This window comes from Stenotrophomonas muris (assembly GCF_052751275.1).
Genome location: NZ_CP199879.1, coordinates 2,343,934 through 2,369,667, shown reverse-complemented (window position 1 = coordinate 2,369,667; position 25,734 = coordinate 2,343,934). Strand labels below are relative to the sequence as shown.

The following is a 25,734-nucleotide window of genomic DNA, read 5'->3' as shown; positions in this document are numbered from 1 at the left end:
CGAACCGGAGAACACGCATGCCCGCCAAGACCGCCACTGCCTGTACCGCCCCGCACCACCATGTCCACGACGCATCGGATTTCGTGGCGGTGGTCGAGCGTGTCTCGCGCGAACGCGGGCTGCGCCTGACCCCGATCCGCGCCAACGTGCTGAAGCTGATCGCCGAGGCTGGCAAGCCGGTCAAGGCCTACGAGCTGCTGGAATGGGTGCGCAACGGCAAGGGCGTGGGCGCCGATGCCCCGCCCACCGTGTACCGCGCGCTGGACTTCCTGATGGCCAATGGCTTCGTGCACAAGCTGGAATCGGTCAATGCCTTCGTGGCCTGCCACCATCCCAGCAGTGCCGCGCATTCGGTGCCGTTCCTGATCTGCAACAGCTGCCACAGCGCGGTGGAACTGGAAGACCGCGAGATCGTCACCCAGCTGGAGAAGCGCGCCAAGGAGCTGGGCTTCCAGCCGCAGGCACAGACGCTGGAAGTGCATGGCCTCTGCGCGCGCTGCGCCGGCTAACGCACGGTAGGGCCGGCCGCTGGCCGGCATTTTGGAAACGGGGTCAGATCCCTTTGCCACTGGCAAAGGGATCTGACCCCGTTTCATACCGGTGCGGCAGGGCCTGCGTCCTAGTCCATCGGCTTGGACCGGGTATCCACTCGCACGATCACCGACATGCCGGGCCGCAGCTGCTTTGCCAGCTTCTGATCCCTGTTGATCGATATCCGCACCGGCAGCCGCTGCACCACCTTGGTGAAGTTGCCGCTGGCATTGTCCGGGCGCAGCACGCTGAACTCCGACCCGGTGGCTGGGGCGATCTCCTGCACGCGGCCCCGCAGCACCTGGCCCTGGAACGCGTCCACCGAGAACGTCGCCGGTTGGCCGATCGCCATGCCCCAGGTCTGGCCTTCCTTGTAGTTGGCCACCACCCACAACGTGTCAGGTACCAGGAACAGCAGCTGCGAACCGGCAGCGACGTACTGGCCCACGCGTACGCTGGCTTCGCTGATCTGGCCGTCGCGTGGTGCGTGGATCACCGTGTTGGCCAGGTCGATGCGGGCCAGTTCCAGCTGCGCCTGCGCGCTTTCCACCTGCGCTTCCAGGCTCTTGCGCGCGACCTGGGTCGACACCAGCGTTTCCTCGGCGATGCGGATCTGCGCCTGCGACTGTTGCACGCTGGCCTGTGCCGACGCCTGGGTGGTGCGGAACTTGTCGCGGTCGTTGATGGACACCAGCTGCTGCGCCGCCAGTTCCTCGTAGCGTTTCAATTCATTGCGCGAACGCTGCAGTTCGGCCTGGCCAGCCGACAGCGTGGCGCGGGCGGAGGCAATCTGTGCGCGGTTCTGCGCCTGTGACTGGTCCGAGTTGGCCAGCGCCGCGCGCGCGCTGTCCAGCGTCGCCTGCGCCTGGGCCACGCGCTGCGCATAGATGCGGTCATCGATGCGCAGCAGCGGCTCGCCCTGCTTCACATGCTGGAAATCCTTCACCAGCACTTCGGTCACATAGCCGTTGACCTGCGGCGCCATCACCGTGATCTGGCCGCGTACATAGGCGTTATCGGTCACCCTCACGCTGCTGGTGAACGGCCACAGGTGCCAGGCGCGCAGGATCAGCGCAATGCCCAGCAAGGCCACTACCACCATCACCACCACGCTGCGGGCGCTGGGCTTGAGGTACTTCGGCGCGACCGCAGGTTCTACCGGCGTGGCCGCGGGCGCCGCGTCGGTCGGCGGCGGTGGGGTGACGTTGTCGGTGTCGTCGGGGCGGGGCGGGACGGGAGGCATGGGAGGACTCAACGGGACGCGGCCGGCGTGGACGCGGTGGAAAGGGCGGGGTGGCGCTTGCGCCATTGCTTGAGCACGGCGGTGCGCAGCGACAGCAGCAGCAACCAGCACAGGAAGCCGATCGCCAGCCAGCCGCTCAGCGTGAACACGTCATTGAAGCCACGCACGTTGGCTTCGCGGCGCGTGGTCTGCGCCAGCTGCGCGCTGCCCTGCGCACTGCGCAGCACCGGGTCGGTGATCTGCGCAGCGTACAGCTGCTGCTGGATGCGCAGCCGTTGCGCGACCACCGGATCGGCCGGATCGAGCTGGCTGGTCAGCGCGCTGGAATACAGCTGCTCGCGATGCAGCTGGAAGGTCCCCAGCACCGCCGAACCTGCCAGGCCACCCAGGGTCTGCGTGATCGACAGCGTCACCAGGAAGGTGATCATGTGGTCGACGCCCTGTTTCAACGCGGCGGAGATGCCGAGCATGATCAGCGGGCCCATGAACATGCCGGCACCGACCGAGGCCAGGAACTGGCTGGCGTAGAAGTCGTGCGGCCGGTCCAGGCTGGTGCGGTGCTGGTCGAAGAACGCGGCGGCGCCCAGCAGCAGGATCGCCATCAGCAGCTGCGCGATCAGCCGCTTCGGTCCGAAGGTGAGCGAGGCGCCGGCGATGCCGACGATCACCCCGGCCAGGATCACTACGAACAACGGCCGCATCTGGTCAGGCCCCATGCCCAGCGTGCGCATCAGGTTGACCACGCCGTAGGACTGCTCGGTGGTCAGGAAGCGGATCAGGAACGCGCCGACGATGAAGTGCAGCACCGGCAGCTTCGACAGCCAGCGGATCTGCAGCAGCGGATTGCGCCGGTAGTGTTCGATGATGAAGGCGGTGGTGGACAGCACGATCGAGGCGACCAGCGCCCAGCCCAGCCATGGGGTGTTGAGCCACCAGCGCGTGTAGCCCTGCGCCAGTACGATCACCAGCAGCGCGACCGCCGGCGCGAGCAGGGCGAAAGTGAGGAAGTCCAATGGCTCGAACGCCTTTACCTGGATGCCCGGCGGCAGCTTCAGCACCACCACTGCCGCGAACGCGCACAGGGCCAGGCCGGCTTCGAAGGAGTACAGCTGGTGCCATTGGCCGGTATCGACCAGGCCTGGTGAAACGATCCAGGCGATCGGCACCGCCAGCTGCGACAGGCCGACACCGACCACCAGGAGATTGCCGGTGAATCGGCGCGGCAGCGCCTGCAGCATGTACAGCGTGCCCAGTGTGGAACAGGCCGCACCCGCGAAGCCGCTGGCGGCTCGGGTCAGCATCGTGGTCTCGAAGCTGCCGACGAACAGGTGCAGCACCGCCAGCGCCGCATACAGGCCCAGGCCGATCTCGGCGAACAGGCGGATGCCGTACTGCTGGCGGAACTTGAAGGCCAGCAGGTTGGCGGTGACATTCACCATCGCATACGCGGCCACCAGCCAGCTGCCCTGGGTCGGAGTGAGCGCCAGCTGGCCCTGCAGGAACGGCAGGTTGGCGGTGACCAGCGCATTGCCGAGGCCGCCGGTGATCGCCACCAGCAACGATACCAGCGCATAGGCCGCGCGCCGGTACGGCGGGTGCCAGGGCATCGACGCCGAGCCGGGCATGGTCGGCTTCTCATGCTCCTCCCAATCCGGAACCGGCTTCAGATACGGCTGGACCATCAACGGGCCTCGCTGGCAGCTCCCTGGAGACCCCCACGCAGCAGCTGCAGGGCACGCCCGGCCAACTGGGCGCGCTCGTCGCGGGTCTTGCCGCGCAGGGCCGCACCCAGCATGCCCGAGATCAGTGAAATATCCGTCTTTTCCAGGTCGTCACGGCACAGCCCGGCGGCCTTGGCGCGCGCGATCGGTTCCTCCAGCAGGTCGCGCACGGTCTCGCGCGCGGCGCGCATGGACGGCACGTCCGAATCAACCGCACGCCAGTAATCGGCCAGTGCCGGCGAATCGATGATGCGCTGGGCCATGCCCTCGAACACCTCGAACAGGGCGTCATCGCGGTCACCGAGCTGTTCGACCTGGCGCCGGATGCGGTCGACCGTGCGCTGCAGCAGCGCCTGGATCAGCGCGGTGCGGTCGGGGAAGTTGCGGTACAGGGTGGCGCGGCCCACCTGGGCGCGTTCGACCACCAGATCCAGCGGGGCGGTGACGCCATGTTGGCCGAAGACATGATCGGCGGCGTCGAGGATGAGGGCACGGCGGGCAGCAGCATCGGCACGTTGAGCGGTCATGGGATCATTTTCGGACAAAAGTGTCCGATTGGCGAGACTTTGAGTGACGGGATTGTCCGGTTGTTGTCGTACGCACACCTTTGTGACGGATGCGTGATGGCGTGGGACGGAATGAAAACGGGGGCCCGAAGGCCCCCGTGCAATGGGGTGGTGCCAGAGCCCTTTCCTTCGGAAAGGGATCCGACCCCGCCTTGCGCGATCAGAAGAACGCGCGGATCCCGAATGCGACTCCACGGCCTGGCAGCGGCGAGTAGTCGCGCAGCAGCGAGGTATGCGGGCGCACTTCGCGGTTGGTCAGGTTGCTGCCATCCAGGAACACCTCGTAGCTGTTGCCCGCGTTGCGATCCCAGCGGTAGGCCAGGTGCGCGTCGACCAGCGTGTAGCCGTCGCTCGGGGCTTCGTTCTGGGCAACGTCCTTCTGGCGGCTGTAACGCACCGCACCGACCGAGGCGCGCCAGCCGTCCTTCGACCAGCGCAGGTCGGCACCCACGCGGGCCGGGGCGATACGCGGCAGGTAGCCGGTGTTGGCCAGCTCCACGTTGTAATTGTGGTTGTGGTCGCCGTGCGGCACGGCGATGTCGAGGTTGCGGCTGCCGCTGCCATCCAGCTTGGCCTTCACATAGTCACCGAACAGGCGCAGATCCCAGTCACCGGCGCCACCCTCGAACAGGTGCACCAGCGCTTCGGCCTCGGCGCCGCGGAACACCGCGTCCTGCTGGGTCCAGGCGCGGACCGGCAGGCCTTCGGTAACACCGGTGTCGGCGAGGTAGATGAAGTCCTTGAACTTCGTCTGGTAGACCGACGCGGAGAAGTCCAGGCGATCGCTGTGGGTATGGATGCCCAGTTCGACGCGCTGGCCGCGCTCGGTTTTCAGGTTGGCGTCGCCGATCTCCAGCGAGCGGGTGGCGATGTGCGCGCCGGCGGCGTACAGCTCTTCGTTGGTGGGTGCACGCTCTGAGCTGTCCACGCCGATGCGCAGGTCAACGGCATCGTTGAGCTTCCAGATACCGGCGGCAGACAGGTTGGTGGCACCGAACGTGCGGCGACGGTAGTCACCGGTCGGGTCCAGCTTGACCTGGTCGTGGCGGCCACCCAGTTCCAGCTTGAACGGGCCGAACTGCTTTTCCTGCAGCACGAACAGGCCGATGTTCCTGGTGCCGGTATCCGGTACGAACGCCTCTTCGCCCTTGGCGCCGAAATCGCTGTTGCCGAACTGCAGGCCGAACGCGCCGTCCCAGCCGCCGATCTGCTGCTGCACGGCTTCCAGGCGCGCTTCGATACCACGGTTGGTGAAGCGCGTCGACGGCGTGCCGGCCTCCAGCTCCACGTGCTCGTAGTCGGTGTAAGCCACGCGTGCGTTGATGTTCTTCAGGAACGAGACCGGGTTGTAGATGCCGGCCTTGGTCTCGAAGCGGTTCTGCACCATGTCGATGCGCACGTCATGCTCGTCGCCGCCTTCCTCTTCATCGCCGTGGTCGTGACCGTGGTCATGGCCATGGTCATCACCATCGGCATGCACGTGCGCGCCGTTGGGAATGCCGTAGTTGGTGCGATAGGTGCTGGCCGACACACCGAAGTAACCACCGTCGCCCAGCCACGTTGCGCCGACGCCGCCGGCGCGGGTGCGGATCGAACTGTTGTCCAGGCGGCCGCGGCGCGGTTCTTCGCCCTCGGCTGCATCGTGATCATGGTCGTGATCGTGGTCATGGTGGTCTTCAAGGCTGTCGATCACCGCGTAGCCGGGAATGCGGTAGTCGTCGCCATTGCGCACCAGGCCATCCACGTGCAGCACGACATTGCCGCTGACACCATCAAGGCGGAACATGCCGCTGCGCTCATTGTTCACCGAGTTGCCGCGCAGCTCGGCGCGGCCGCTGAGCGGGCGCTCCGGCAGTTCGCGCGCGATGCGGCCATCCACCACATTGACCGCACCACCGATGGCGCCGCTGCCGAACAGCAGCGTGGCCGGACCCTTCAGCACTTCGATCTGGTCGGCCAGGAACGGCTCGATGCTGGTGGCATGGTCGGCGCTGACCGTGGAGGCGTCCATGTTGCCCATGCCGTTGGACAGCACGGCAACGCGCGGGCCTTCCTGGCCGCGGATGATCGGGCGGCCGACGCCGGGGCCGAAGAAGGTGCTCTGTACGCCGGGCAGCTTGGCCACGGTATCGCCCAGGGTGCCGGCCTTCTGCTCGTCCAGGCGCTCACCGGCCAGCACGTCCACCGGGCGCGCCAGGGATTCGGCATCGCCCTGCAGCGGCGACGCGGTGACCTGTACCGAGGAGAGTTCGGTCAGGTGGCGGTCACGGTGGGAGGTGTCCTGGCCGGCTGCAAAGGCGACGGACGGCAACAGGGCGGCGAGGGCCAGGGCCAGGGAATGCGGCTTGAGCCGAGGGGTGTGGGCGGGCATGGGCAGGTCCTTTGTTACAATGTATCAATCGCAGGGCGCACGAATCCCGTCGAGGGGACAGGGGGAGGGAAAACCGTGCGGTTCGGAGAGGGATGTTATATTATTCCATAACGATTCGCCGACCCTGCTGGAAGTCATGTCCCTGTCCTCACGCCTGCGCCACCTGCTCGACCGTTTCGGTGCCACTGGTTCGATGCTGTGCGCAGTGCATTGCGCGGTGATCCCCGTGCTGCTGGCGGCGGCGCCGTCGCTGGGCCTGTCGTTCTGGCTGAGCGATGGCGTGGAACAGGCGCTGGTGGTGTTCGTGACCCTGCTCGGGCTGTTCAGCCTGGTCTGGGGCTATCGCCGCCACGGTGCGCTGCGTGCGCTCGGCTTCCTGATCCCCGGCCTGGTCGCGCTGTGGGCCGGCGTGCTGTACGACCCGCTGCACCACAATGCGGTGCCGCATGCGGTGGTGATGACCATCGGCGGCCTGCTGGTGGGCGTTGCCCACCTGGTCAACCTGCGCCTCAACCACGGCCACGTGCACGACGCAAGCTGCGCGCACTAGGCACGCCGTGATAGGATTTCCGATCGTGCGCGGGGGCGCCCAGCAAGGCGGCCCCGCCGAACCCGTGTCAGTACGGGGTAACCAGATTTCACACTTGAGGAGTTGAAGACATGGGTAAGGGTGACCGCAAGACCGCCAAGGGCAAGCGCTACAACGCCAGCTACGGCAACGCCCGTTCGCACACCGCGAGCAAGGTCGCCGTAGGCGCCGCCGCCCCGGTTGCCAAGAAGACCGTGGCCAAGGCTCCGGCGAAGAAGGCCGTGGCGAAGAAGGCCGTCGCCAAGGCCTGATCAGGCCGACCGACCGGTCCAAGGAAAACGCGGCGCCTGGCGCCGCGTTTTTTTATGCACGTTCCTGCAGGGCCGAGCCCATGTTCGGCTGGCGTAATGCAGCCGAGCATGGGCTCGCTCTACAGGGAATTCAGCGCAGGGTCTGCTTCAGCGTTTCCGGATTGCCATCGTTCGGCGCGGCCGGCACCTGCAGCAGGTGGGCCAGCAGCGGGTAGACGTCGACATTGTCGAAGCCGTCGATCACCAGGCCCTGGCGGAACGACGGGCCGCTGGCCACGAACACTGCGCGCATGGAGGGCAGGGCGTTGTCGTAGCCGTGCGAGCCACGGTCCTGCTTCGCGCGCTTGGCGATCTTCTCGCGGTGCAGCGCATCCCAGCCTTCATCCATCGCACAGACGATGGCCGGAACCCGCGGATGCGTGCCGTAGTGCCAGCGCGCCGGCAGGTTCTCCTTCTTCCAGCACTCGTAGTGCGCATGGCGGCCGAGCAGGGCGCGTTCGGCCTCAGCCTCACGACCGGCCACTGGCGCGAAGCCCACCGACTGGCCCTGGCTGACGTTGCGCGCGATGGACGGGTCGGCCATCGATTCGGTGGCGATCACGTGGCCGTCGGCGACGCTGGCCATGCCGTGGTCGGACACCACGATCACATTGGTGGTGGCGGCCAGGCCGCGCTGCTGCAGGCCGTCGAGCACCTGGCCGACGATCAGGTCGGCGCGTGCGATGGCGTCGGCGTACTGCTTCGACCCAGGGCCGTAGTTGTGCCCGGCCTTGTCCACGTGCTCCATGTACAGCGTGGTCAGTCGCGGGGCATCGGCGTCGGTCTGTGCCAGCCAGTCGAGCACGATACCGGCACGCTGCTCCAGCGGTTCCTTGCCGTCGTAGATGCGCCACTGGCTGGGGCGCACACCACGGATTTCCGATTCACTGCCCGGCCACGACGTCGTGGCGGTGCGCACGCCGGCGTTCTCGGCGCCGACCCAGATCGGTTCACCGCCCCACCAGGCACTGGTGGTGACGGCCTCGCGGTTGCTCAGCTCGAAACGGCCCAGCGCTTCATCGTCCATGCTGTTGTTGACGATGCCATGGTGGTCCGGGCGCAGGCCGGTGACGATGGTGTAGTGGTTGGGAAACGTCAGGGAAGGATAGGACGGTGTCATCCAGCGGGCGCGCACGCCGCCGTCGATCATCCGCTGCAGGTTCGGGGTCAGCCCGCGGTCCAGCGCATCGGCGCGCAGGCCGTCGATGGAGATCAGCAGCAGCTTCGGCGGTGCGGCCGATGCGACGGACGTGGGAACGGAGGCGGTAGGGGCAGGCGCAGTGGTGCAGGCAGCCAATGGCAGCAGCAGCGCCAGCGAACAGGTCAGGCGTACGGAAGTCATCCGTGCATGATAAGCCGGTGCAATTACCGGCCCAAGACACGGCGCGCCAGGATCGCCCGGGGTCAGATCCCTTTTCCACGGGAAAAGGGATCTGACCCCGATGTTCAGGCGAACAGCGGGGCCTGGCGTTGTTCCAGCCGCAGCAGCGCCGCCTTGGTTTCCAGGCCGCCACCGAAGCCGGTCAGCGCGCCGTTGCTGCCGATCACGCGGTGGCAGGGCAGGATAATCGGCAACGGGTTGCGCCCGTTGGCCGCGCCCACCGCGCGGGTCGCGCTGGGCTGTCCCAGGTGTTGCGCCAGTTGCAGGTAGCTCCAGGTCTGGCCGAACGGAATCAGCGCCAGCGCCTGCCACACGCGCAGCTGGAACGGCGTACCACGCGGCGCCAGCACAAGGTCGAAGCTGTTGCGCTCGCCGTGCAGGAACTGCAGCAGCTGCTCGCGTGCTTCCGGCAAGGCATCCGGTGCGTAATGCCAGTCATCACGCCCGCGCGCGGGGTGGCGGTTCTCCGGGAACAGCACGTGTGACAGGCCACGCTCGTCGCCGGCGATGGTCAACACGCCGATCGGGCTGTCGAAACGATCGAACAACAGTGTCATGTCGGTTCTCCAACGAATGTGCCGGACAGGTGCCACAGGTGCAGCACGGCGTAGGCGCGCCAGGGACGCCACGGTTGCGAGCGCGCTTCGGTTGCGCGTTCGCTCAGGCGCTGGCCCTGCGCGTGGCCGAGGACCTGCTGCAGTACAAGATCGCCGGCCGGGAAGGCATCGGGCTGGCCGAGGCCACGCAAAGCGATGTACTGCGCGGTCCATGGGCCGATGCCGGGCAGTGCCACGCAGCGGGCAACAAACTCTTCCAGCGCCTGGCCGGGCCCGAAGTCGAGCTGGCCGCTGGCGCAGGCGGTGGCCAGTGCACGCACGGTCGCGGCGCGGCTGCGCGGCAGGCCGATTGATTCCAGAGGCGCCTCGGCCAATACCTCGGGTGCCGGGAACTGGCGATCAAAGTCGGACGACATGCCCGGCAGGTGCGCGCCATAGGCATCGACCAGCCGCCGCGCGAAGGTGGTGGCGGCGGCAACAGTAACCTGCTGGCCGAGCACGGCGCGCACGCCCACTTCGAAGCCATCCCAGCCGCCGGGCACGCGCAGCCCCGGGCGCTCGGCGATGCCGCGCGCCAGCAAGGGTTCCTCACCCAATGCGGCGTGCACCTGCTGCAGGTCGGCATCCAGATCAAACACGCGACGCACGCGGCGCACGATGTCCGGGATCAGGCGCGGATCCACCGCACCCAGCTGCAGGCGCAGCTCCGGGCGCTTCGGGTCGGCAGTGACGCGCAGCAGGGTGGGGCGCTCCGGCGTGCCCAGCACGCGCTGGTAGCTGTCCTCGCCAATCAGTTCGATGCCGGGCAGGCTGCGCTTGCGCAGGAACGCCAGCATGCGCGGGAAGTCCAGCGGTGGACGGTAGCCCAGGCGCAGCACCAGGCCGCCATCGTCGGCGGCCAGCGGTTGATGCTGGCGGCGCAGTGCGGTGGGGGCCATGCCGCAGCCCTGCAGGAATGCGGTATTGAAGCGGCGCAGGCTGTTGTATCCGGCGGCCAGTGCGACGTCGGTCACCGCCAGCGTGGTCTCGGTCAGCAGTTGCTTGGCCAGCAGCAGGCGATGGGTGGCGTGGATCTGCCCGGGCGTCGCGCCCAGGCGTTCGACGAACAGGCGCTGCAGCTGGCGCGCGCTGAGGCCGAGCTTCGTAGCAAGATCGGCCACCGGCTGCTCCTGCAGGAAGCCGCCGTGGATCAGGGCCAGGGCGCGCTGTACGGTCTGCCCGGCCAGTGCCTGCTGGGCCTGTGGTGCCAGCTCCGGGCGGCAGCGCAGGCACGGGCGATAGCCGGCGGCGGCGGCAGCAGCGGCGGTCGGGTAGTAGGTGATGTTGCGCGGCTTCGGGGGCGGTGCGGGGCAGACCGGGCGGCAATAGATGCCGGTGCTGCGCACGGCGGTGAAGAACACGCCGTCGAAACGTGCGTCGCGGGCCAGGCGGGCGCGGTCGCAGGCGGCGGTGTCGAGGGCGAGGGCGGTGTCCATGGCGGCAGTCTAGGCGGGTGCGGGCGGGGATACTCGCCACATTCGGACATGGATGCTGAAGGGGGTCACGCCGGGCTGCGCCCGGACCCGCGGTAGTGCCGGCCGCTGGCCGGCAACAGCAACAGCAACAGCAGAAGCGGGATTCCTGTGGGATGGCGTGGTGGGTCCGGTGGCAGGGGACGCCGTGAACCCCCAGACCGGCCCAGCCGCTGGCGGCTGTGCGTTCGGGCGCTTGCGAAGCAGTGCTTCGCAAGCAAAGCGCCCTCACCCCTGGGGACTTGGTCGCGGCATCCATGCCGCTCGCACCCCTGCCACCGGACCCACCACGCCTTCGACAGGTTCCTGAGGCTGTTGGTAGGTGCCGACCTTGGTCGACACGCTTTCCCAAGGGTCAGAAGGGGTTCAGTGCCACGCGCTGAATGCGCGGCCTGGACGGGTAGACTGTGGCTCTTGGTCCCATGAATCCCGGTTGCCCGATGTCCGCCAAATTCCGCTGGTTGCCCCTGTTGTGCCTGGCCCTGGCGGGCTGCAGTCAGCTGGAGAATCCGGGCAACGTGACCGCTGCCGACAAGGCAGCGCGGGCGCCGGCCAGTGATGGCGAGAACATGGTTTCGATCAATGCCGCCGACGCGCCACCGGCACCGGCACCACCGCGCAGCCAGGCGGGTCGGCCGTGGCCGCAGGCGCAGCTGGAAAATGGGCGTGCGTGGGTCAGTTGCAGCACGGAATATGCGGGCGATGCCGGCGACGGTGCCGAACTGGAAGGGCTGCAGCGCGAGCAGATCACCCAGGCCCTGGCGCCGTGTGCCGAGCGTGGGCTGATGCGCGTGCGTTACGCCGGCAAGATCAATCCGGGCTTCGCCGAAATGATGTGGCGGTTGGCGGTGGTCGCTGACGAACTGAAGATCCACAAGCGCATCCTCGACCTGGACTCCAGTGGTGGCCAGGTGGAGTCGGCGATCGTGGCCGGTGACAGCATCGGTGAATCGGGCTGGACCATCTGGGTGCGCGAAGGCTCCATCTGCCACAGCGCCTGCGTGTTCGTGCTGGCTGCCGGTGACAACCGCCTGCTGTCGGGCAAGGTCGGCATCCATCGCATGATGCGGATCAGCTCCAAGGCCACCTCGCGCGCGGAACTCAACCGCGAGCTGCACGAGGTCTACGACAACGTGAAGGATTACCTGCAGCGCAATGGCGTGGCGGTGGGCGTGGCCGATCTGATGATGACCGTGCCCAACCGCAGCCTTCGCCTGCTGACGCCGGATGAGCTGCGCCAGTACGGCCTGGATGGCACCAACGCGGTGCAGGACGATCTGGAACGGATCAAGCAGATGCGCGCCTGCGGCGATGACTTCGTGCAGCGCAAGGACGCGTTCCTGATCGCCTTCGACCAGCAGTGCAAGCGCGACGGCGCCGACATGGAATCGATCAACAGCTGCGGCCAGGCCCTGAAGCAGCGCTTCGGTTTCCCGGATGCGGTATGCCCGGACGAAAGCCCGCTGTCGGAGATCGATGTGGCGACGCTGCCACCGGCACCGTCGGAGCCGCCGCCGGTGGCCGAGCAGCCGCCAGCGAACACCGCCGCGCCCGCCGCGCAAGCTGATGCGGCAGCGGTGGAGGGCAACGCTCCGGCACGCTGACGGCGTAGTCACCGCGCTGGCGTAGACTGCGGTTCTCTCCAGAAAACCGGCGGTGTCCATGAAGCGCGTGCTCCTGCTGCTGTCCCTGCTGCCCCTGACCGTGTTGGCGCAGGCCCCTGCGCCGGCCACGCCCGCACCGGCCCCGGCACGCCCGGCACCAGCCTCGCCGGCAGCTGCGAAGCCCGCTACCGCCGGTTCCCCTGCGTTGACCGCTGCTCAACAGGCGCAGGTGCAGAAACAGGACGCGGAAATGGGCGCCGCCGCAGTGAAGGCAGCGCAGCTGGTCGACGCCAACCGCGCCGGCGAATTGTGGGATGGCGCTTCGGCCGTCGCGCGTCGTGCGGTGCCGAAGGCCGCTTTCGTCAGCCAGTTGGCCGCCGAGCGTACGCGCCTGGGTGCGCTGGCCGGGCGTGGCCAGCCGACCATCACCCGGGTCAAGTACAGCGCCGGTGCAGCAGTGCCGGAAGGGCTGTACATCAACGTCAGCTTCCCGACCCGTTTCGCCAACAGCGCACAGCCGGTGCGCGAGCTGGTCTCGTTTCGTTTCGACGAGGACCAGGTGTGGCGCCTGGCCGGTTACAGCCTGCGCGCGTCGGCACCCTGAGGAGGTGAATGATGGCAACTGAACTGACGATGCTGGCCTGGTCGGTACTGCTGGGCTTCGTGTACATCTTCGCCACCTCCACGGTGGTCACCCGCGAGCGCGGGATGAAGTGGAATGCTTCGGCACGCGATGGCGATGCAAAGCCGCTCAGCCCGCTGGCCGGTCGCCTGCAGCGTGCGCAGGCCAACTTCCTGGAGACCTTCCCGTTCTTCGCCGCCGCCGCCATCGCAGTGGTCGTGGCCGGTCGCGGCAACGACACCACGGCGCTGGCCGCGCAGGCCTACTTCTGGGCGCGCGTGGTCTATCTGCCGCTGTATGCCGCGGGCGTGCCCTACGTGCGCAGCCTGGTGTGGCTGGTGTCGCTGTTGTCGATCCTGGCGCTGGTGTTCGCACTTCTGTAAGTCGGCCTGATCCAGATCAAGGCCGCTCAGGCGCGCGGCGCTATGCTGGCGCGGACTGGATCAACGGCAGGAGGCGCGCATGCGCAGGTTGGACGTGGTGGTGGTCGGCGCCGGACCGGCGGGCTTGTGTTTCGCGCGTGCGCTGGCGGGCAATGGCCTGCAGGTCGGGCTGGTCGAAGTGCAGCCGCGCCAGGCGCTGGCCGAGGCCGCCTTTGATGGCCGTGAGATCGCGTTGACCCATGCCTCGCGGCAGAGCATGGAGCAGCTGGGGCTGTGGCAGCGCCTGCCGCACGCTGAAATTGCTGATCTGCGCGATGCCAGGGTGATGAACGGCGGCTCGCCGTTCGCGCTGACCTTCGCCAGCAGCCAGGTCGACGGCCAGCCGCTGGGCTGGCTGGTACCCAACCATCTGATCCGTCGCGCCGCGTGGGATGCCGTGCAGGGCCAGGACGGCCTGGAGCTGTTCGACGGGCGCAAGGTGCTGGGCGTGCAGGCCGATGCGCAGGGCCACGTGGTCAAACTCGATGACGGCAGCCAACTGCATGCGCGGCTGCTGGTGGCCGCTGACAGCCGCTTCTCCGCCACCCGCCGCATGCTCGGCATCGGTGCGCAGATGCGCGACTTCGGCAAGTCGATGCTGGTGTGCCGCATGCAGGTCGAGCGCGACCATCACCACACCGCCTGGGAGTGGTTCGGCTACGGCCGCACGATGGCGCTGCTGCCGCTCAACGAGGGCCAGGCATCGGCGGTGATCACGCTGCCGCCGCGGCAGATCGAGGCGCTGCTGGCGATGGACGAGGTAGCCTTCGGTGAGGCCATCAGTGCCTGCTTCGAACACCGCCTGGGCCGGATGCAGCCGGTGGCCACGCCGCAGGCGTATCCGCTGGTGGGTGTGTACGCGGATCGCTTCGTCGGCGAGCGTTCTGCGCTGATCGGTGATGCCGCGGTGGGCATGCATCCGGTCACCGCGCATGGCTTCAACCTGGGCCTGGCCAGCGCACAGCGGTTGGCGCAGGGCATCGTCGCGCAGCAGCGCCGTGGTGCCGACATTGCCGCCGCCGGCATGCTGGCCAGCTACCAGCGTGGTCATCGGCTGGCGTCGCGGCCGCTGTACGAGGCCACCAATGCGATCGCCAGCCTGTACACCGACGACCGTCGCCCGGCGCGCCTGCTGCGTGCGGCCGGCCTGCGCCTGGCGCAGGGCGTGGCACCGTTCAGGCAGCTGATTGCCTCGCACCTGACCCAGCGCGTGGCCTGAACAGCTTCAGATCAGCCTGCAGCCAGCACCCGGATCTGGCTGTCGGCGAATTCGACCACCTGGCCTGCGCGGATCTTGCAGGCCTTGCGCAGTTCCACTTCGCCGTCGACCCGTACCTGGCCCTCGCTGATGACCATCTTGGCCTCGCCGCCACTGGTGACCAGATCGGCCAGCTTGAGCAGCTGCTTGAGTTCGACGTAGTCACCGTCGAGGTCGAATTCGAGAATCTGCATGGAGCGGGGTTCCTGGGAAGAGGGCGCAGGCCAGCGGCCGGGCCGGGAAGAGGGCGCGTATTGTGCGCCAGCACGGGCCCGACGGCACCTGTGAGGAAAGCTGTATGCCTCGTTCAGCATCAATGCGGTATCATTCCGCTCTGAGCGAGTGAAATCTCCTCCGACCGAGCAGCGCCAGGGCACGCGATAAGAAGGGCGCCCAAAGCGCGGACCATCACCTTTTTTATCGCACTGCCAGGAAGACGGCAGTGCCTTCGGAGTTCCCCATGTCCCAAGATTCCCAAGCGCCGCTGCAGTTTGCGCAGCTCGGCCTGTCCGAGCCCGTGATGCAGGCCGTCACCGCCATCGGCTACGAAACCCCTTCGCCGATCCAGGCCGCCACCATCCCGGCGATGCTGGAAGGCCGCGACGTGCTGGGCCAGGCCCAGACCGGTACCGGCAAGACCGCTGCCTTTGCACTGCCGGTACTGTCCAACATCGACCTGCAGCAGATCAAGCCCCAGGCCCTGATCCTGGCGCCGACCCGCGAGCTGGCCATCCAGGTTGCCGAGGCGTTCCAGTCCTATTCGTCGAAGATCCCCGGCTTCCGCGTGCTGCCGGTGTACGGCGGCCAGCCCTACGGCCAGCAGCTGTCGGCCCTGCGCCGCGGCGTGCATATCGTGGTCGGTACCCCCGGCCGCGTGATCGATCACCTGGACCGCAGCACCCTGGACCTGTCCGAGCTGAAGACGCTGGTGCTGGACGAAGCCGATGAAATGCTGCGCATGGGCTTCATCGACGACGTCGAAGCGGTGCTGAAGAAGCTGCCGGAGCAGCGCCAGGTGGCCCTGTTCTCGGCCACCATGCCGCCGCAGATCCGCCGCATCGCGCAGACCTACCTGCAGGACCCGGTGGAAGTGACCATCGCGGCCAAGACCACTACGTCGGCCAACATCCGCCAGCGTTACTGGTGGGTGAGCGGCATGCACAAGCTGGACGCGCTGACCCGCATCCTGGAAGTCGAGCCGTTCGACGCGATGATCATCTTCGCGCGGACCAAGGCCGGCACCGAAGAACTGGCCAGCAAGCTGCAGGCGCGTGGCCTGGCCGCTGCCGCCATCAACGGTGACATGCAGCAGGCCCAGCGTGAGCGGACCATCGCCATGCTGAAGGAAGGCAAGCTGGACATCCTGGTCGCCACCGACGTGGCCGCGCGCGGCCTGGACGTGGAGCGCATCAGCCACGTGCTGAACTACGACATCCCGTACGACACCGAAAGCTACGTGCACCGCATCGGCCGTACCGGTCGTGCCGGCCGCAGCGGCGAGGCGATCCTGTTCGCCACCCCGCGCGAGAAGGGCATGCTGCGCCAGATCGAGCGCGCCACCCGCCAGCCGATCGAAGAGATGCAGCTGCCGAGCGTGGAAGCGGTCAACGACACCCGCATCAACAAGTTCACCTCGCGCATCAGCGAAACCCTCGGCGCCGGTGGCCTGGACTTCTACCGCCAGCTGCTGGAGCGCTTCGAGAACGAGCAGAACGTGCCGGCCATCGAGATCGCTGCCGCGCTGGCCAAGCTGCTGCAGGGCGATACCCCTTTCCTGCTGCAGCCGCCGGTGCGTGCCCCGCGCGAAGAGCGCGCACCGCGCGAGCGCTTCGACCGTGGTGACCGCCCGGAACGTGGTGATCGCTTCGACCGCAACGAACGGGGTCCGCGCTTCGAGCGTGGCCCGCGCCGTGACGACGCCGAAGGTGGTTTTGAACAGCGTCCGCGCCGTGAGGTTCCGCCGCGTGGTGCACCGGAGCAGGGCATGGAGACCTACCGTATTTCGGTCGGTCACCAGCATGGCGTGAAGCCGGCCAACATCGTCGGCGCCATTGCCAACGAAGCCGGCCTGGAAAGCCGCTTCATCGGCCGCATCGACATCCACGACGACTTCTCGCTGCTGGACCTGCCGGCACAGATGCCGCCGGACGTGCTGTCGCACCTGCAGAAGGTCTGGGTGTCCGGCCAGCAGCTGCAGATGCGTGCGCTGGCTCCGGGTGAAGACACCAACCCGGCCCCGCGCCCGTTCAAGCCGCGCTTCGACAAGCGTGGCCCGGGCGGTCCGGGTGGCCCGCGTCGTGGCGGCCCGGGCGGCCATGGCGGCGACCGCGGCGGTGACCGCGACAGTCGCCCGCCGCGTCGTGACGGCTTCAAGCCGCGCGGCCCGCGCAGCTTCTAAGCCGCACCCGCAGCCGTCCACACCACCGCCAGCCCCCGGGCTGGCGGACAGAAAAAGGGGACGGAGGGGATTAAGTCGTATCTGGCTGGTCATGCGCCTGTGCCAAGAACGACTTAATCCCCTCCGTCCCCTTTTTCGCATGGCCCACACATTGCCGGTCCTAGGCTGGGCCGGTTCCTAAGGAGGTTGTCACCGCAGCACATTCAGGGGGATCCGGGATGGGTAGGAGTGGCACGGACCAACACAGCCGGCGGGTGCCGATGACCCGGGGGCTGGGACTGCGATTTGCGTTGTTGACCGGCATGGCGATCGGACTGGTCGCACTGTCCGCCCTGATCCAGGAACTGCAGGCGGCCTCTACTGCCTGGATCGCCGGCCAGGGCTACTGGTCGCGTGGCCAGCAGGATGCCACTGCCGCACTCAGTCGCTACCTGGCGCGTGGCGATGCCGAGGACCTGGACGACGCACGCCAGGCCCTGCAGGTGCCGTTGGGCGATCTGCAGGCGCGACTGGCGCTGGAACAGGCCGAACCGGACGAGGAGAAGGCCAGGCAGGGCTTCCTGCAGGGCGGCAATGCGCGTGCCGACATCCCACGCCTGGTGTTCTCGTTCCGCTACGCGCGCGACATCGGTGCATTCCGCGAAGCGAGCGCGTTGTGGCGGCAGACCGATGGCGACCTGATGGCGCTGCAGCGACTGATCGATGAACTGCAGCTGCGGCACGACGGCAACCTGGTGCCCGTTGCCGCACGCGACCGCTACCTGCAGCAGCTGCGTGACCTGGACCAGCGGATGAAGGTGCAGAGCCAGGCGTTCTCGCAGGCGCTGCTGCGGATGGCGACGCTGGTGAGGCTGGCCACGTTGATGGTGGCGGGCCTGTCGGTGCTGGCGATCAGCCTGATGGCGGTCGCCCTGGCGCGCCGCGTCGGCAAGGACCTGACCGAACACGAGAGCCGTTTCCGCGCGGCGTTCTACCAGGCCAACGTCGGCATGCTCAAGCTCGATGCCGAAGGCAAGGTGATCGAGGCCAACCAGGCGATGGCCGATATCCTCGACCATCGTCGTGACATGCTGCTGCAGCTGTCGCTGGGCGACCTGCTGATGGACGGCGAGCTGGTCATCGATGGGGTGGGCCGCATCGATTGGGACCGCCAGCTGCGCCCGAGCGAACTGCGCTTCCGCCGTCGCGATGGCAGCCTTGTCTGGGGCCGCTGGAGCGGCACCGGCGTGCGCAGCACCGGCGGTGGCCTGTCGGTGTTCGCCATCATCGAAGACGTCAGCCAGAACCATGCACTGGCGCGCGAGATCGAGCACCACGCCAGCCACGACCCGCTGACCGGCCTGATCAATCGCCGCGAGATCGAACGGCTGCTGGAACGCGCGCTGCTGCAGGTGCGCAGCGAAGGTGGCACGCACGCGCTGTGCTACATCAACCTGGACCATTTCAAGCTGGTCAACGACAGCTTCGGTCACGCCGCTGGCGACCAGATGCTGCGCAGCTTCGCCGACTACCTGGTGGCGGCGGTGCGCGATGGCGACTGGGTGGGCCGGCTGGGCGCGGACGAGTTCGCCGTGTTCCTGGCCCATGCCGGGCAGGACGAGGCCAAGCGCGTGCTGCAGCGGGTAATCCGCAACCTGGGGCAGGCGACGTTCCCGGTCAGCGAAGGCAGCCCGCAGCTGAGCTGCAGCATCGGCGTGGTCGAGGTCAGCGCCGATGCGCCGGATGTGAACTGGCTGATGAGCGCCGCCGACAGCGCGTGCTATGCGGCCAAGCAGGCCGGCCGCAACCGCGTGCACTGCTTCAACGAGAACCGCATGGCGCTGGAGGAACGGCGCCAGGAAGCCGAGCGGCTGCAGGGCGTCAGCCTGGCCATGGCCGAAAACCGCATGGTGTTGTATGCGCAGCGCATCGCCCGCGTCGGCGATCCCTCCTACCTGCACTACGAGGTACTGGTGCGCATGCGTGGCAGCGATGGCAGCCTGCACCTGCCGGGCCAGTTCATGCCGGCGGTGGAGCGCTATGGCATGGCCGTGGCGCTGGACCGGCACGTGCTTGGCCTGCTGTTCCGGCACCTGCAGGTGTGCCCGGCACACGTGCGGCAGCTGGGCCTGTGCAATGTCAACGTTTCGGCGCAGTCGATCGCCGAGCCCGGCTTCCTCGCCTTCGTCTGCGACCTGCTGGAGCGCAACCGCGCGCTGGCCTCCAAGCTGTGCTTCGAGATCACCGAGACCGCTGCGATCAGCAACCTCAGCCAGGCGCGTGCCTTCATCGATGCAGTGAAGGCGCGTGGCTGCCGGATGGCGCTGGACGATTTCGGTTCCGGGCTGTCCTCGTTCGGCTACCTGCGCCAGCTGCCGGCCGACATCCTGAAAATCGACGGGGCCTTCGTGCGCGACATGGATACCGATCCGGTCAGCCATGCCACCGTGCGCGCGATCAGTGAACTGGGGCGCGAGCTGCAGATGGAGGTGGTGGCCGAATGGGTGGAGACTGCCGACGTCGCCGCCGCGCTGACCCGGCTTGGGGTGCAGGGCCTGCAGGGATATGCGGTCGAGCGGCCGCAACCGCTGGAGCGGATGACCCTGGCCGACCTGCGGCCGGTGCGCCTGGTGGCGGTGAAAGGTCCGCCCGCCGCTGGCTGAACGCCCGTCGGCGACTTTGGTCTACACGTGGGCTGCAGCCGCGGCTGCGATAATGCCCGGCAGGGGCGACGCGCAGTGGGCGCGGGCGTAAGCAGGAACAGGACGTGGCGTGGGCGGCAGGCAGGGGCAGTACGGAACGGGAGCGGTGCTGGTCGTGCTGCTGGTGTGGTTGGCAATGCCGTGGCCGCTGTCGGCGGCCGTAGCCGAAGCCGGGCGTGACTACCTGCTGGTCGGTGCGGCGACCGATGAACCCACCCCGCATCGCGCATGCACGCCGGAGATGCTGGCGGGGCCACGGCAACACGTGCAGGTGTCCGCGCCAGCGGGCGGCTGGTCGGGCCAGCCGCAGGCACTGGACGTGTTCAATGTGTTCGCGGGCGAAGTCCGCGTGCAGCATGGGGATCGCGAAATCTGCGGCAACATGCACGATGCCCGTACCCGTGATTCCCGGTTCCGCGCAGGCATCGGCCTGGTCGCGGTGCCGCCGGCGGGCAGCCATGAACCGTTCCTGGTGTCATGGCAGACGCCGCTGAAGGCGCGCTGGGTACCGACCCTGCGGCTGGGCGCGCCCAGTCCCGTGCAGCAGAACGATACCGCCCGCCTGCTGGTGCGCGCGGCCTGCATTGCCGTGGCAATCGCACTGGCGTTGTCGGCCCTGATGGCCTTCCTTACCACCCGCGACCGCAGTTTCCTGGTCTACATCGCCGGTACCACCGTGCTGGTGCTGTGGCAGGCCATTCTCGGAGGGCTGAGCGGCTACCCCGAGCCATGGCTGCCGGTGGGTGAGCGCAGCGCGTGGTGGCTGCTGTCGTTGACCGCTGCATCCCAGGCGCTGGTGCTGCCCGCGTTGTGGCGACTGAACGGCGGCGACCGCCTGCTGCCGCGATCGCGCCCGGTGCAGCTGCTGGCGCTGTGGGGATTGCTGGCGCTGGCCGCGTGGGTGCCCTGGCTGCAGCGGGACAGCCTGGCCTGGGTGGCGCAGGGCCTGCAGGTGTCCTACCTGCTGGGCTGCGGCCTGGCATTGATGGCCGGGGTGTGGGCATGGCTGCGCGGCGACCGCTGGGCGCAGGCGGGGTTGGCGGCGCTGGCACCGATGCTGGTGTTGATCCTGGCCGACGCCTGCCGCGCTGCGTGGTTGCTGGAGTACCGCGTGGAGGCACTGCAACTGTCGGTGACCTGGCTGCTGATGATGGCTGCCTATGCGCTGAACCAGCGGCTGGGCCGCCTGCGCCAGCAGCGCGATGAACTTCGCCAGCTGGCCGAGACCGATGGCCTGACCGGGCTGCCCAACCGCCGTGCCGGGCTGCAGCAGCTGGCACGGCACCTGGAACGGGTCGATCGCGAGCGCGGCCCGCTGGTGATCGGTTTCCTCGATATCGACCTGTTCAAGGACATCAATGACCGCCATGGCCACGCCGTGGGTGACCAGGTACTGGTGGCGGTGGCACGTGCATTGCGTGCCGCGGTCCGCAGCCAGGACCAGGTGGTGCGGATGGGTGGCGAAGAGTTCCTGCTGCTGATGCCGGGCATGCCGCGCGAGGCGGCATCGGCGCGTCTGGATCGCCTGCGCCAGCACCTCAGCGAGGCGGCCCGGGCGCTGCAGGTGCCCGGTCTGGAGGTCACCGCCAGCATCGGCCTGGCGCAGTGGCGGCCGGGCGAGGACGATCTCGCCGCGCTGCTGCGCCGGGCCGACCACGCCATGTACGTGGCCAAGCGTGCCGGCCGCAACCGGGTATTCGACGGCGAAGAACTCGATCCGCCGCCCCCGGCATGAAGCGCAGCGGGCGGGGATGCCGGATAATAGGGCGATGACCACCCGACTCAACAAACATATCGCCGACACCGGCTTCTGCTCCCGCCGCGAGGCCGATCGCCTGATCGCCGCCCGCCGGGTCACCGTCAACGGCCATCCGGCCGGCACCGGCGCGGTGGTGGGCGAGGAAGACCAGGTGCTGGTCGACGGCCAGCCGCTGCGCGCGCGCGTGGCCCGCAAGCCCGGTGCCCGCCGCCATGTCTACATCGCGCTGAACAAGCCGGTCGGCGTCACCTGCACGACCGAGACCTCGGTCAAGGGCAACATCGTCGACTTCGTCGGCCATGAACAGCGCATCTTCCCGATCGGCCGCCTGGACAAGGAGTCCGAAGGCCTGATCCTGATGACCAGCAACGGCGACATCGTCAACCAGATCCTGCGCGCCGAGAACGGCCACCAGAAGGAGTACCTGGTGGCGGTGAACAAGCCGGTCACCGACGAGTTCCTGCGTGGCATGGCCCGTGGCGTTCGCATCCACGACCAGATGACGCTGCCGTGCAAGACCTCGCGCATCGCCAAGTTCGGTTTCCGCATCACCCTGCAGCAGGGCCTGAACCGACAGATCCGCCTGATGGCGGCCGAGTTCGGCTATCGGGTGACCCAGTTGCGTCGCGTGCGCATCGACAACATCAAGATCGGTGCGCTGAAGCCGGGCCAGTGGCGCAACCTGACCGATCAGGAGCTGCAGGGCCTGCTGCCGAGGCAGCTGGACTGGTAAACGGCTTCTGTAGAGCCGAGCCCATGCTCGGCTGCTCTTTTGTCCGGGTGCAGCCGAGCATGGGCTCGGCTCTACATCAGCTAGACTTCGCGGTGACCTGCCGGAACGTGACGCTGCATGATCAAGCCCGACAAGCCTGCCAATGAAGCCCTTCGGCTTGAGGCGCTGTACCGCTACCGTATTCTCGATTCGGAGCGTGAAAAATCCTTCGACGACCTGGTGGTGATCGCCAAGGCGGTCTGCGGCACCTCGATGGCGGCGGTGACCCTGATCGACGTCGAGCGGCAATGGTTCAAGTCGATCCAGGGCATCGATGCGGCAGAAAACCTGCGCAGCGAATCGATGTGCGGCCACGCGATCCTGCAACCGCAGCAGGTCATGGTGGTCGAGGACGCGCTGCAGGACATCCGCTTCCACGACAATCCGGTGGTGGTGGGCGATCCGCACATCCGCTTCTATGCGGGCGCGCCGCTGATCAGCTCCGATGGCCTGCCGCTGGGCACGCTGTGCGTATTCGATGCGCAGCCACAGCACCTGGCCAGCGACAAGGCCGAAGCGCTGGCGGCGCTGTCGCGGCAGGTGATGCTGGTGATGGAACTGCGCCGCTTCGCGCTCGACATCCAGAAACACATGCTGGAGCGCGATGACTACGAGCGACTGCTGTCTGAGTACCAGGACGTACTGCTCGCGCAGAATGCCGACCTGGCCGAACAGAGCCGCACCGACGCGTTGACCGGCCTGCCGAACCGCCGTGCGATGGCGGCAGCGCTGGAAGAGGCGGTGGCGGTGAACGGAGACCAGCCCGGGGTGGCCTGCGTCGCGCTGCTGGACATCGACCATTTCAAGCACATCAATGATTTCCAGGGTCACGCCACCGGTGACCGCGTGCTGGCCGAACTGGGCGTGCTGCTGCGTTCGCATTTCGCCGGTCGCGGCATGGCCGCGCGCTATGGCGGCGAGGAATTCGTGGCGGTGATGCCGGCTACCGACCTGCGCACCGCCGAACTGCAGTGCGAGTGCCTGCGCCTGGCCGTGGCTGATCTGCCGCTGGGATTCCCGGTCACGATCAGTATTGGTGTGGCCCAGCACCAGCCCGGTGAAAGCGTGGATGACACGCTGGCACGTGCCGACAAGGCGCTGTACCGGGCCAAGGGCAATGGCCGCAACCGGGTGGAACGGGCGGGCTGAAGCCCTGCATGCAGTAGATCCACGCCATGCGTGGATGCTTTTGCCGATTGGATCACGCCGTGTCGCGGCCTGTGCGATTGCGCCCGGCGAAAATGCCGCTCCTGTTCCCACGGACGCCGACCATGCTGCAGACCCTGGCCATCGCCCACTATCGCTCGCTGCACGGGCTCGTACTGCCGTTGCAGCAGTTGAACGTGGTGACCGGTGACAACGGCAGTGGCAAGTCCAGCCTGTACCGTGCCCTGCGCCTGCTGGCCGAGACCGCGCAGGGCGGCGTCGCGGCGGTGCTGGCCCGCGAAGGCGGGCTGGGCTCGGCGCTGTGGGCGGGTCCGGAAAAGATGGACCGTCGGGTTGCTGCCGGCGAAATCCCCCTGCAGGGCGGCCCACGCCAGGAATCGGTGGGATTGAAGCTGGGCTTCGCCACTGACGAATTCGGCTACGCCATCGATCTGGGCTACCCGCCGCCCAGTCGATCGGCCTTCGCACTGGACCCGCAGATCAAGGCCGAGGCGATCTGGGCCGGCCCGTTCCTGCGCAGCGCCAACCTGCTGGTCGACCGTCGTGGAGCGATGGTGCGGCAACGCCATGCGCGCGGCTGGGATCTGGTGGATGACCGGTTGTCGCTGTTCGACAGCCTGTTCACCCAGGTCGGCGATCCGCAGCGCCTGCCGGAAACCATCGCCCTGCGCGAGTACATCCGGCGTTGGCGCTTCTACGATCATTTCCGCAGTGATGCCGATGCCCCGGCGCGGCAACCGGCGATGGCCACGCGCACGCCGGTGCTGCATCACGACGGCCGGGATCTGGCGGCGGCCTGGGTCACCATCCTCGAGATCGGTGACCCGGTGGCGTTGGCACGCAGCGTCGACGATGCGTTCCCGGGCGCCACGGTCGGCTTCGAGGAGCTGGATGGACGCTTGGCGCTGCGTTTCCACCAGCCTGGGCTGCTGCGGCCCTTGTCGATGGCCGAACTGTCCGACGGCACGCTGCGCTTCCTGCTGCTGGCCGCTGCGCTGCACACGCCGCGTCCACCGCCGCTGCTGGTGCTCAACGAGCCGGAGACCAGCCTGCATCCGGACCTGCTGCCGGCGCTGGCGCGGCTGATCATCGCAGCCAGTGCGCGCAGCCAGGTATGGGTGGTGTCGCACGCCAGCCGGCTGATCGCGGCGCTGGAACAGGCGCCAGGGTGCCATTCGCTGCATCTGTACAAGGAACAGGGCCGCACGCTGTTGAGCGGGCAGGGCCTGCTGGATGCACCTGCATGGCACTGGCCGCAGCGTTGATACGGGCATCCACGTCATGCGTGGATGCACTCAATCGGCGATGTTGCGCGCCTCGGCCGTGCCAAGAATCTCCGGATGCTGCACCGGCTTGCGGCGGTTCAGCAGCGGATGCAGGAACACGGCGCCTACGATGATCGCCACGCCGAGGTAGAACCACGGGGTGACTTCGTGCTGCTCGCGCAGCAGCACCACCGCCAGCACCACCGCATAGACCGGCTCCAGGTTGGTCACCAGCTGCACCGTGTAGGCGCTCAGGTGGCGCAGTGCGACCAGGGCCAGGGCAAACGGCAGCAGCGTGCAGAACCCGGCCAGCACCAGCAGCAGGATGCCGTCGTGCAGGTCCGGGACCACCCACAACGGGCTGGCCAGCGCAGGCAGCAGGTAGGGCATCAGCGGCGCCAGCAGGGTCAGGGTGAGGGTGCCCGCACCCAGCTCCAGCGCGGTGACCGTGAGCGGATCGGCGTGGCTGACCATGCGCTTGTTGAGCGAGCCGAACACTGCCACCAGCAGCGCCGAGATCGCGCCGATCAGCACACCCAGGCGCATGCCGTCGGGCACGCCACCGACCACCAGCGCGACACCCGGCAGCACCGCCAGGCCGAACGCCAGTTCACGCAGCTGGAATGGCCGCTTGGCCACCCACGGTTCGATGATCGAGGTGAACACCGGCGCCAGCGCGATGCAGGTGGCGGCCACCGACGCATTGGCCAGCTTTACCGCGCCGTAGAACGTCAGCCAGTGCAGGGCGACCAGGGCGCCGATGCCGGCATAACCGGCCACCAGCCGCACTGGCAGCGTACGCAGTCCACGCCAGACCCGCGGCAGCAGCGCCAGCATCGCCGTCACCAGCAGCATGCGCCACCACACCAGCGGCAGTGCGGGCAGGGTGATCAGCTTGCCGAGGATGGCGGTGACGCCCCACAGCAGGACACAGAAGTGAATCTGCCACAACGCTTTGCGGGTGTCGGGTGTGCTCATCCGCCTATTGTGCGGCAATCGCACGGCCGCCGGCGATGCCTGTGGCAT

Annotated in this window: 22 protein-coding genes; 13 read left to right on the top strand and 9 right to left on the bottom strand. The window is 67.9% G+C overall.

Features of this window, described 5'->3' with window-relative positions; genetic code table 11:
- The first annotated feature begins 17 nt into the window (after positions 1-17).
- Positions 18-509, top strand: coding sequence for a Fur family transcriptional regulator (locus ACUVWL_RS11005; RefSeq protein WP_004150412.1), 492 nt, complete (start codon positions 18-20; stop codon positions 507-509).
- Positions 510-619: 110 nt separating this feature from the next.
- On the opposite strand, the gene ACUVWL_RS11000 is transcribed toward ACUVWL_RS11005, so the two are convergent.
- The 4 genes from ACUVWL_RS11000 to ACUVWL_RS10985 all read right to left on the bottom strand — a co-directional run bounded on the left by ACUVWL_RS11000 (position 620) and on the right by ACUVWL_RS10985 (position 6,432).
- On the bottom strand, positions 620-1,774 hold the full coding sequence (locus ACUVWL_RS11000; protein WP_445978341.1) for an HlyD family secretion protein: 1,155 nt from the start codon (positions 1,772-1,774) through the stop codon (positions 620-622).
- 8 nt (positions 1,775-1,782) lie between these two features.
- Positions 1,783-3,456 (bottom strand): MFS transporter, encoded by a 1,674-nt coding sequence (locus ACUVWL_RS10995; protein WP_032956775.1) that lies wholly within the window; start codon positions 3,454-3,456, stop codon positions 1,783-1,785.
- A complete protein-coding gene (locus tag ACUVWL_RS10990) occupies positions 3,456-4,022 on the bottom strand; it encodes a TetR/AcrR family transcriptional regulator (RefSeq protein WP_014646454.1) in 567 nt (188 codons plus the stop codon). The genes ACUVWL_RS10995 and ACUVWL_RS10990 overlap by 1 nt, the downstream gene beginning before the upstream one ends.
- 199 nt (positions 4,023-4,221) lie before the next feature.
- The gene (locus tag ACUVWL_RS10985) at positions 4,222-6,432 is read right to left on the bottom strand and encodes a TonB-dependent receptor (protein ID WP_329768020.1); all 2,211 of its coding nucleotides are present in this window, start codon (positions 6,430-6,432) and stop codon (positions 4,222-4,224) included.
- A 136-nt stretch (positions 6,433-6,568) separates the two neighbouring features.
- Between ACUVWL_RS10985 and ACUVWL_RS10980 the strand changes: the two genes are divergently transcribed.
- Both ACUVWL_RS10980 and ACUVWL_RS10975 read left to right on the top strand, forming a co-directional pair.
- The gene (locus ACUVWL_RS10980) at positions 6,569-6,982 is read left to right on the top strand and encodes a MerC domain-containing protein (RefSeq protein WP_008264835.1); all 414 of its coding nucleotides are present in this window, start codon (positions 6,569-6,571) and stop codon (positions 6,980-6,982) included.
- A gap of 110 nt (positions 6,983-7,092) precedes the next feature.
- Entirely contained in the window at positions 7,093-7,272 is a 180-nt protein-coding gene (locus ACUVWL_RS10975; RefSeq protein WP_004150462.1) for a 30S ribosomal protein THX, read from the top strand.
- Positions 7,273-7,402: 130 nt separating this feature from the next.
- Here ACUVWL_RS10975 and ACUVWL_RS10970 read toward each other — a convergent pair whose 3' ends face one another.
- The 3 genes from ACUVWL_RS10970 to ACUVWL_RS10960 all read right to left on the bottom strand — a co-directional run bounded on the left by ACUVWL_RS10970 (position 7,403) and on the right by ACUVWL_RS10960 (position 10,724).
- On the bottom strand, positions 7,403-8,653 hold the full coding sequence (locus ACUVWL_RS10970) for an alkaline phosphatase family protein (RefSeq protein WP_046429675.1): 1,251 nt from the start codon (positions 8,651-8,653) through the stop codon (positions 7,403-7,405).
- 104 nt (positions 8,654-8,757) lie between these two features.
- Positions 8,758-9,249 (bottom strand): methylated-DNA--[protein]-cysteine S-methyltransferase, encoded by a 492-nt coding sequence (locus ACUVWL_RS10965; RefSeq protein WP_005408696.1) that lies wholly within the window; start codon positions 9,247-9,249, stop codon positions 8,758-8,760.
- Positions 9,246-10,724: a DNA-3-methyladenine glycosylase 2 family protein gene (locus ACUVWL_RS10960; protein WP_014646458.1), complete on the bottom strand. Its 1,479-nt coding sequence runs from the start codon at positions 10,722-10,724 to the stop codon at positions 9,246-9,248. The genes ACUVWL_RS10965 and ACUVWL_RS10960 overlap by 4 nt, the downstream gene beginning before the upstream one ends.
- Before the next feature lie 476 nt (positions 10,725-11,200).
- Here ACUVWL_RS10960 and ACUVWL_RS10955 point away from each other — a divergent pair, with 476 nt between their 5' ends.
- From ACUVWL_RS10955 to ubiM, 4 genes are all read left to right on the top strand, one after another.
- Positions 11,201-12,364 carry a COG3904 family protein gene (locus tag ACUVWL_RS10955; protein WP_041863185.1) on the top strand — a complete coding sequence of 388 codons (1,164 nt, stop codon included), beginning with the start codon at positions 11,201-11,203 and terminating at the stop codon, positions 12,362-12,364.
- Positions 12,365-12,422: 58 nt separating this feature from the next.
- Entirely contained in the window at positions 12,423-12,968 is a 546-nt protein-coding gene (locus tag ACUVWL_RS10950) for a DUF4019 domain-containing protein (protein ID WP_046429681.1), read from the top strand.
- Between the two features lie 11 nt (positions 12,969-12,979).
- Positions 12,980-13,369 carry an MAPEG family protein gene (locus tag ACUVWL_RS10945; RefSeq protein WP_046429692.1) on the top strand — a complete coding sequence of 130 codons (390 nt, stop codon included), beginning with the start codon at positions 12,980-12,982 and terminating at the stop codon, positions 13,367-13,369.
- Between the two features lie 79 nt (positions 13,370-13,448).
- The gene (ubiM, locus tag ACUVWL_RS10940) at positions 13,449-14,627 is read left to right on the top strand and encodes a 5-demethoxyubiquinol-8 5-hydroxylase UbiM (RefSeq protein ID WP_014646462.1); all 1,179 of its coding nucleotides are present in this window, start codon (positions 13,449-13,451) and stop codon (positions 14,625-14,627) included.
- 11 nt (positions 14,628-14,638) lie between these two features.
- On the opposite strand, the gene ACUVWL_RS10935 is transcribed toward ubiM, so the two are convergent.
- On the bottom strand, positions 14,639-14,860 hold the full coding sequence (locus ACUVWL_RS10935) for an RNA-binding S4 domain-containing protein (protein WP_014036469.1): 222 nt from the start codon (positions 14,858-14,860) through the stop codon (positions 14,639-14,641).
- A 266-nt stretch (positions 14,861-15,126) separates the two neighbouring features.
- On the opposite strand from ACUVWL_RS10935, the gene ACUVWL_RS10930 reads away from it, so the two are divergent.
- The 6 genes from ACUVWL_RS10930 (at position 15,127) to ACUVWL_RS10905 (ending at position 24,708) form a co-directional block, all read left to right on the top strand.
- Complete coding sequence (locus ACUVWL_RS10930; protein WP_046429684.1) at positions 15,127-17,064, top strand: DEAD/DEAH box helicase; 1,938 nt, start codon at positions 15,127-15,129, stop codon at positions 17,062-17,064.
- Positions 17,065-17,282: 218 nt separating this feature from the next.
- On the top strand, positions 17,283-19,706 hold the full coding sequence (locus ACUVWL_RS10925) for a putative bifunctional diguanylate cyclase/phosphodiesterase (RefSeq protein ID WP_053495335.1): 2,424 nt from the start codon (positions 17,283-17,285) through the stop codon (positions 19,704-19,706).
- Between the two features lie 109 nt (positions 19,707-19,815).
- Positions 19,816-21,480 (top strand): diguanylate cyclase, encoded by a 1,665-nt coding sequence (locus ACUVWL_RS10920; protein WP_445978340.1) that lies wholly within the window; start codon positions 19,816-19,818, stop codon positions 21,478-21,480.
- A 34-nt stretch (positions 21,481-21,514) separates the two neighbouring features.
- Complete coding sequence (locus ACUVWL_RS10915) at positions 21,515-22,237, top strand: pseudouridine synthase (protein ID WP_049441533.1); 723 nt, start codon at positions 21,515-21,517, stop codon at positions 22,235-22,237.
- Between the two features lie 117 nt (positions 22,238-22,354).
- Positions 22,355-23,425, top strand: coding sequence for a sensor domain-containing diguanylate cyclase (locus tag ACUVWL_RS10910; protein ID WP_445978339.1), 1,071 nt, complete (start codon positions 22,355-22,357; stop codon positions 23,423-23,425).
- A gap of 122 nt (positions 23,426-23,547) precedes the next feature.
- Positions 23,548-24,708 (top strand): AAA family ATPase, encoded by a 1,161-nt coding sequence (locus ACUVWL_RS10905; RefSeq protein ID WP_014646469.1) that lies wholly within the window; start codon positions 23,548-23,550, stop codon positions 24,706-24,708.
- 30 nt (positions 24,709-24,738) lie between these two features.
- Here ACUVWL_RS10905 and ACUVWL_RS10900 read toward each other — a convergent pair whose 3' ends face one another.
- On the bottom strand, positions 24,739-25,686 hold the full coding sequence (locus ACUVWL_RS10900; protein ID WP_014646470.1) for a DMT family transporter: 948 nt from the start codon (positions 25,684-25,686) through the stop codon (positions 24,739-24,741).
- Between the last annotated feature and the right edge of the window lie 48 nt (positions 25,687-25,734).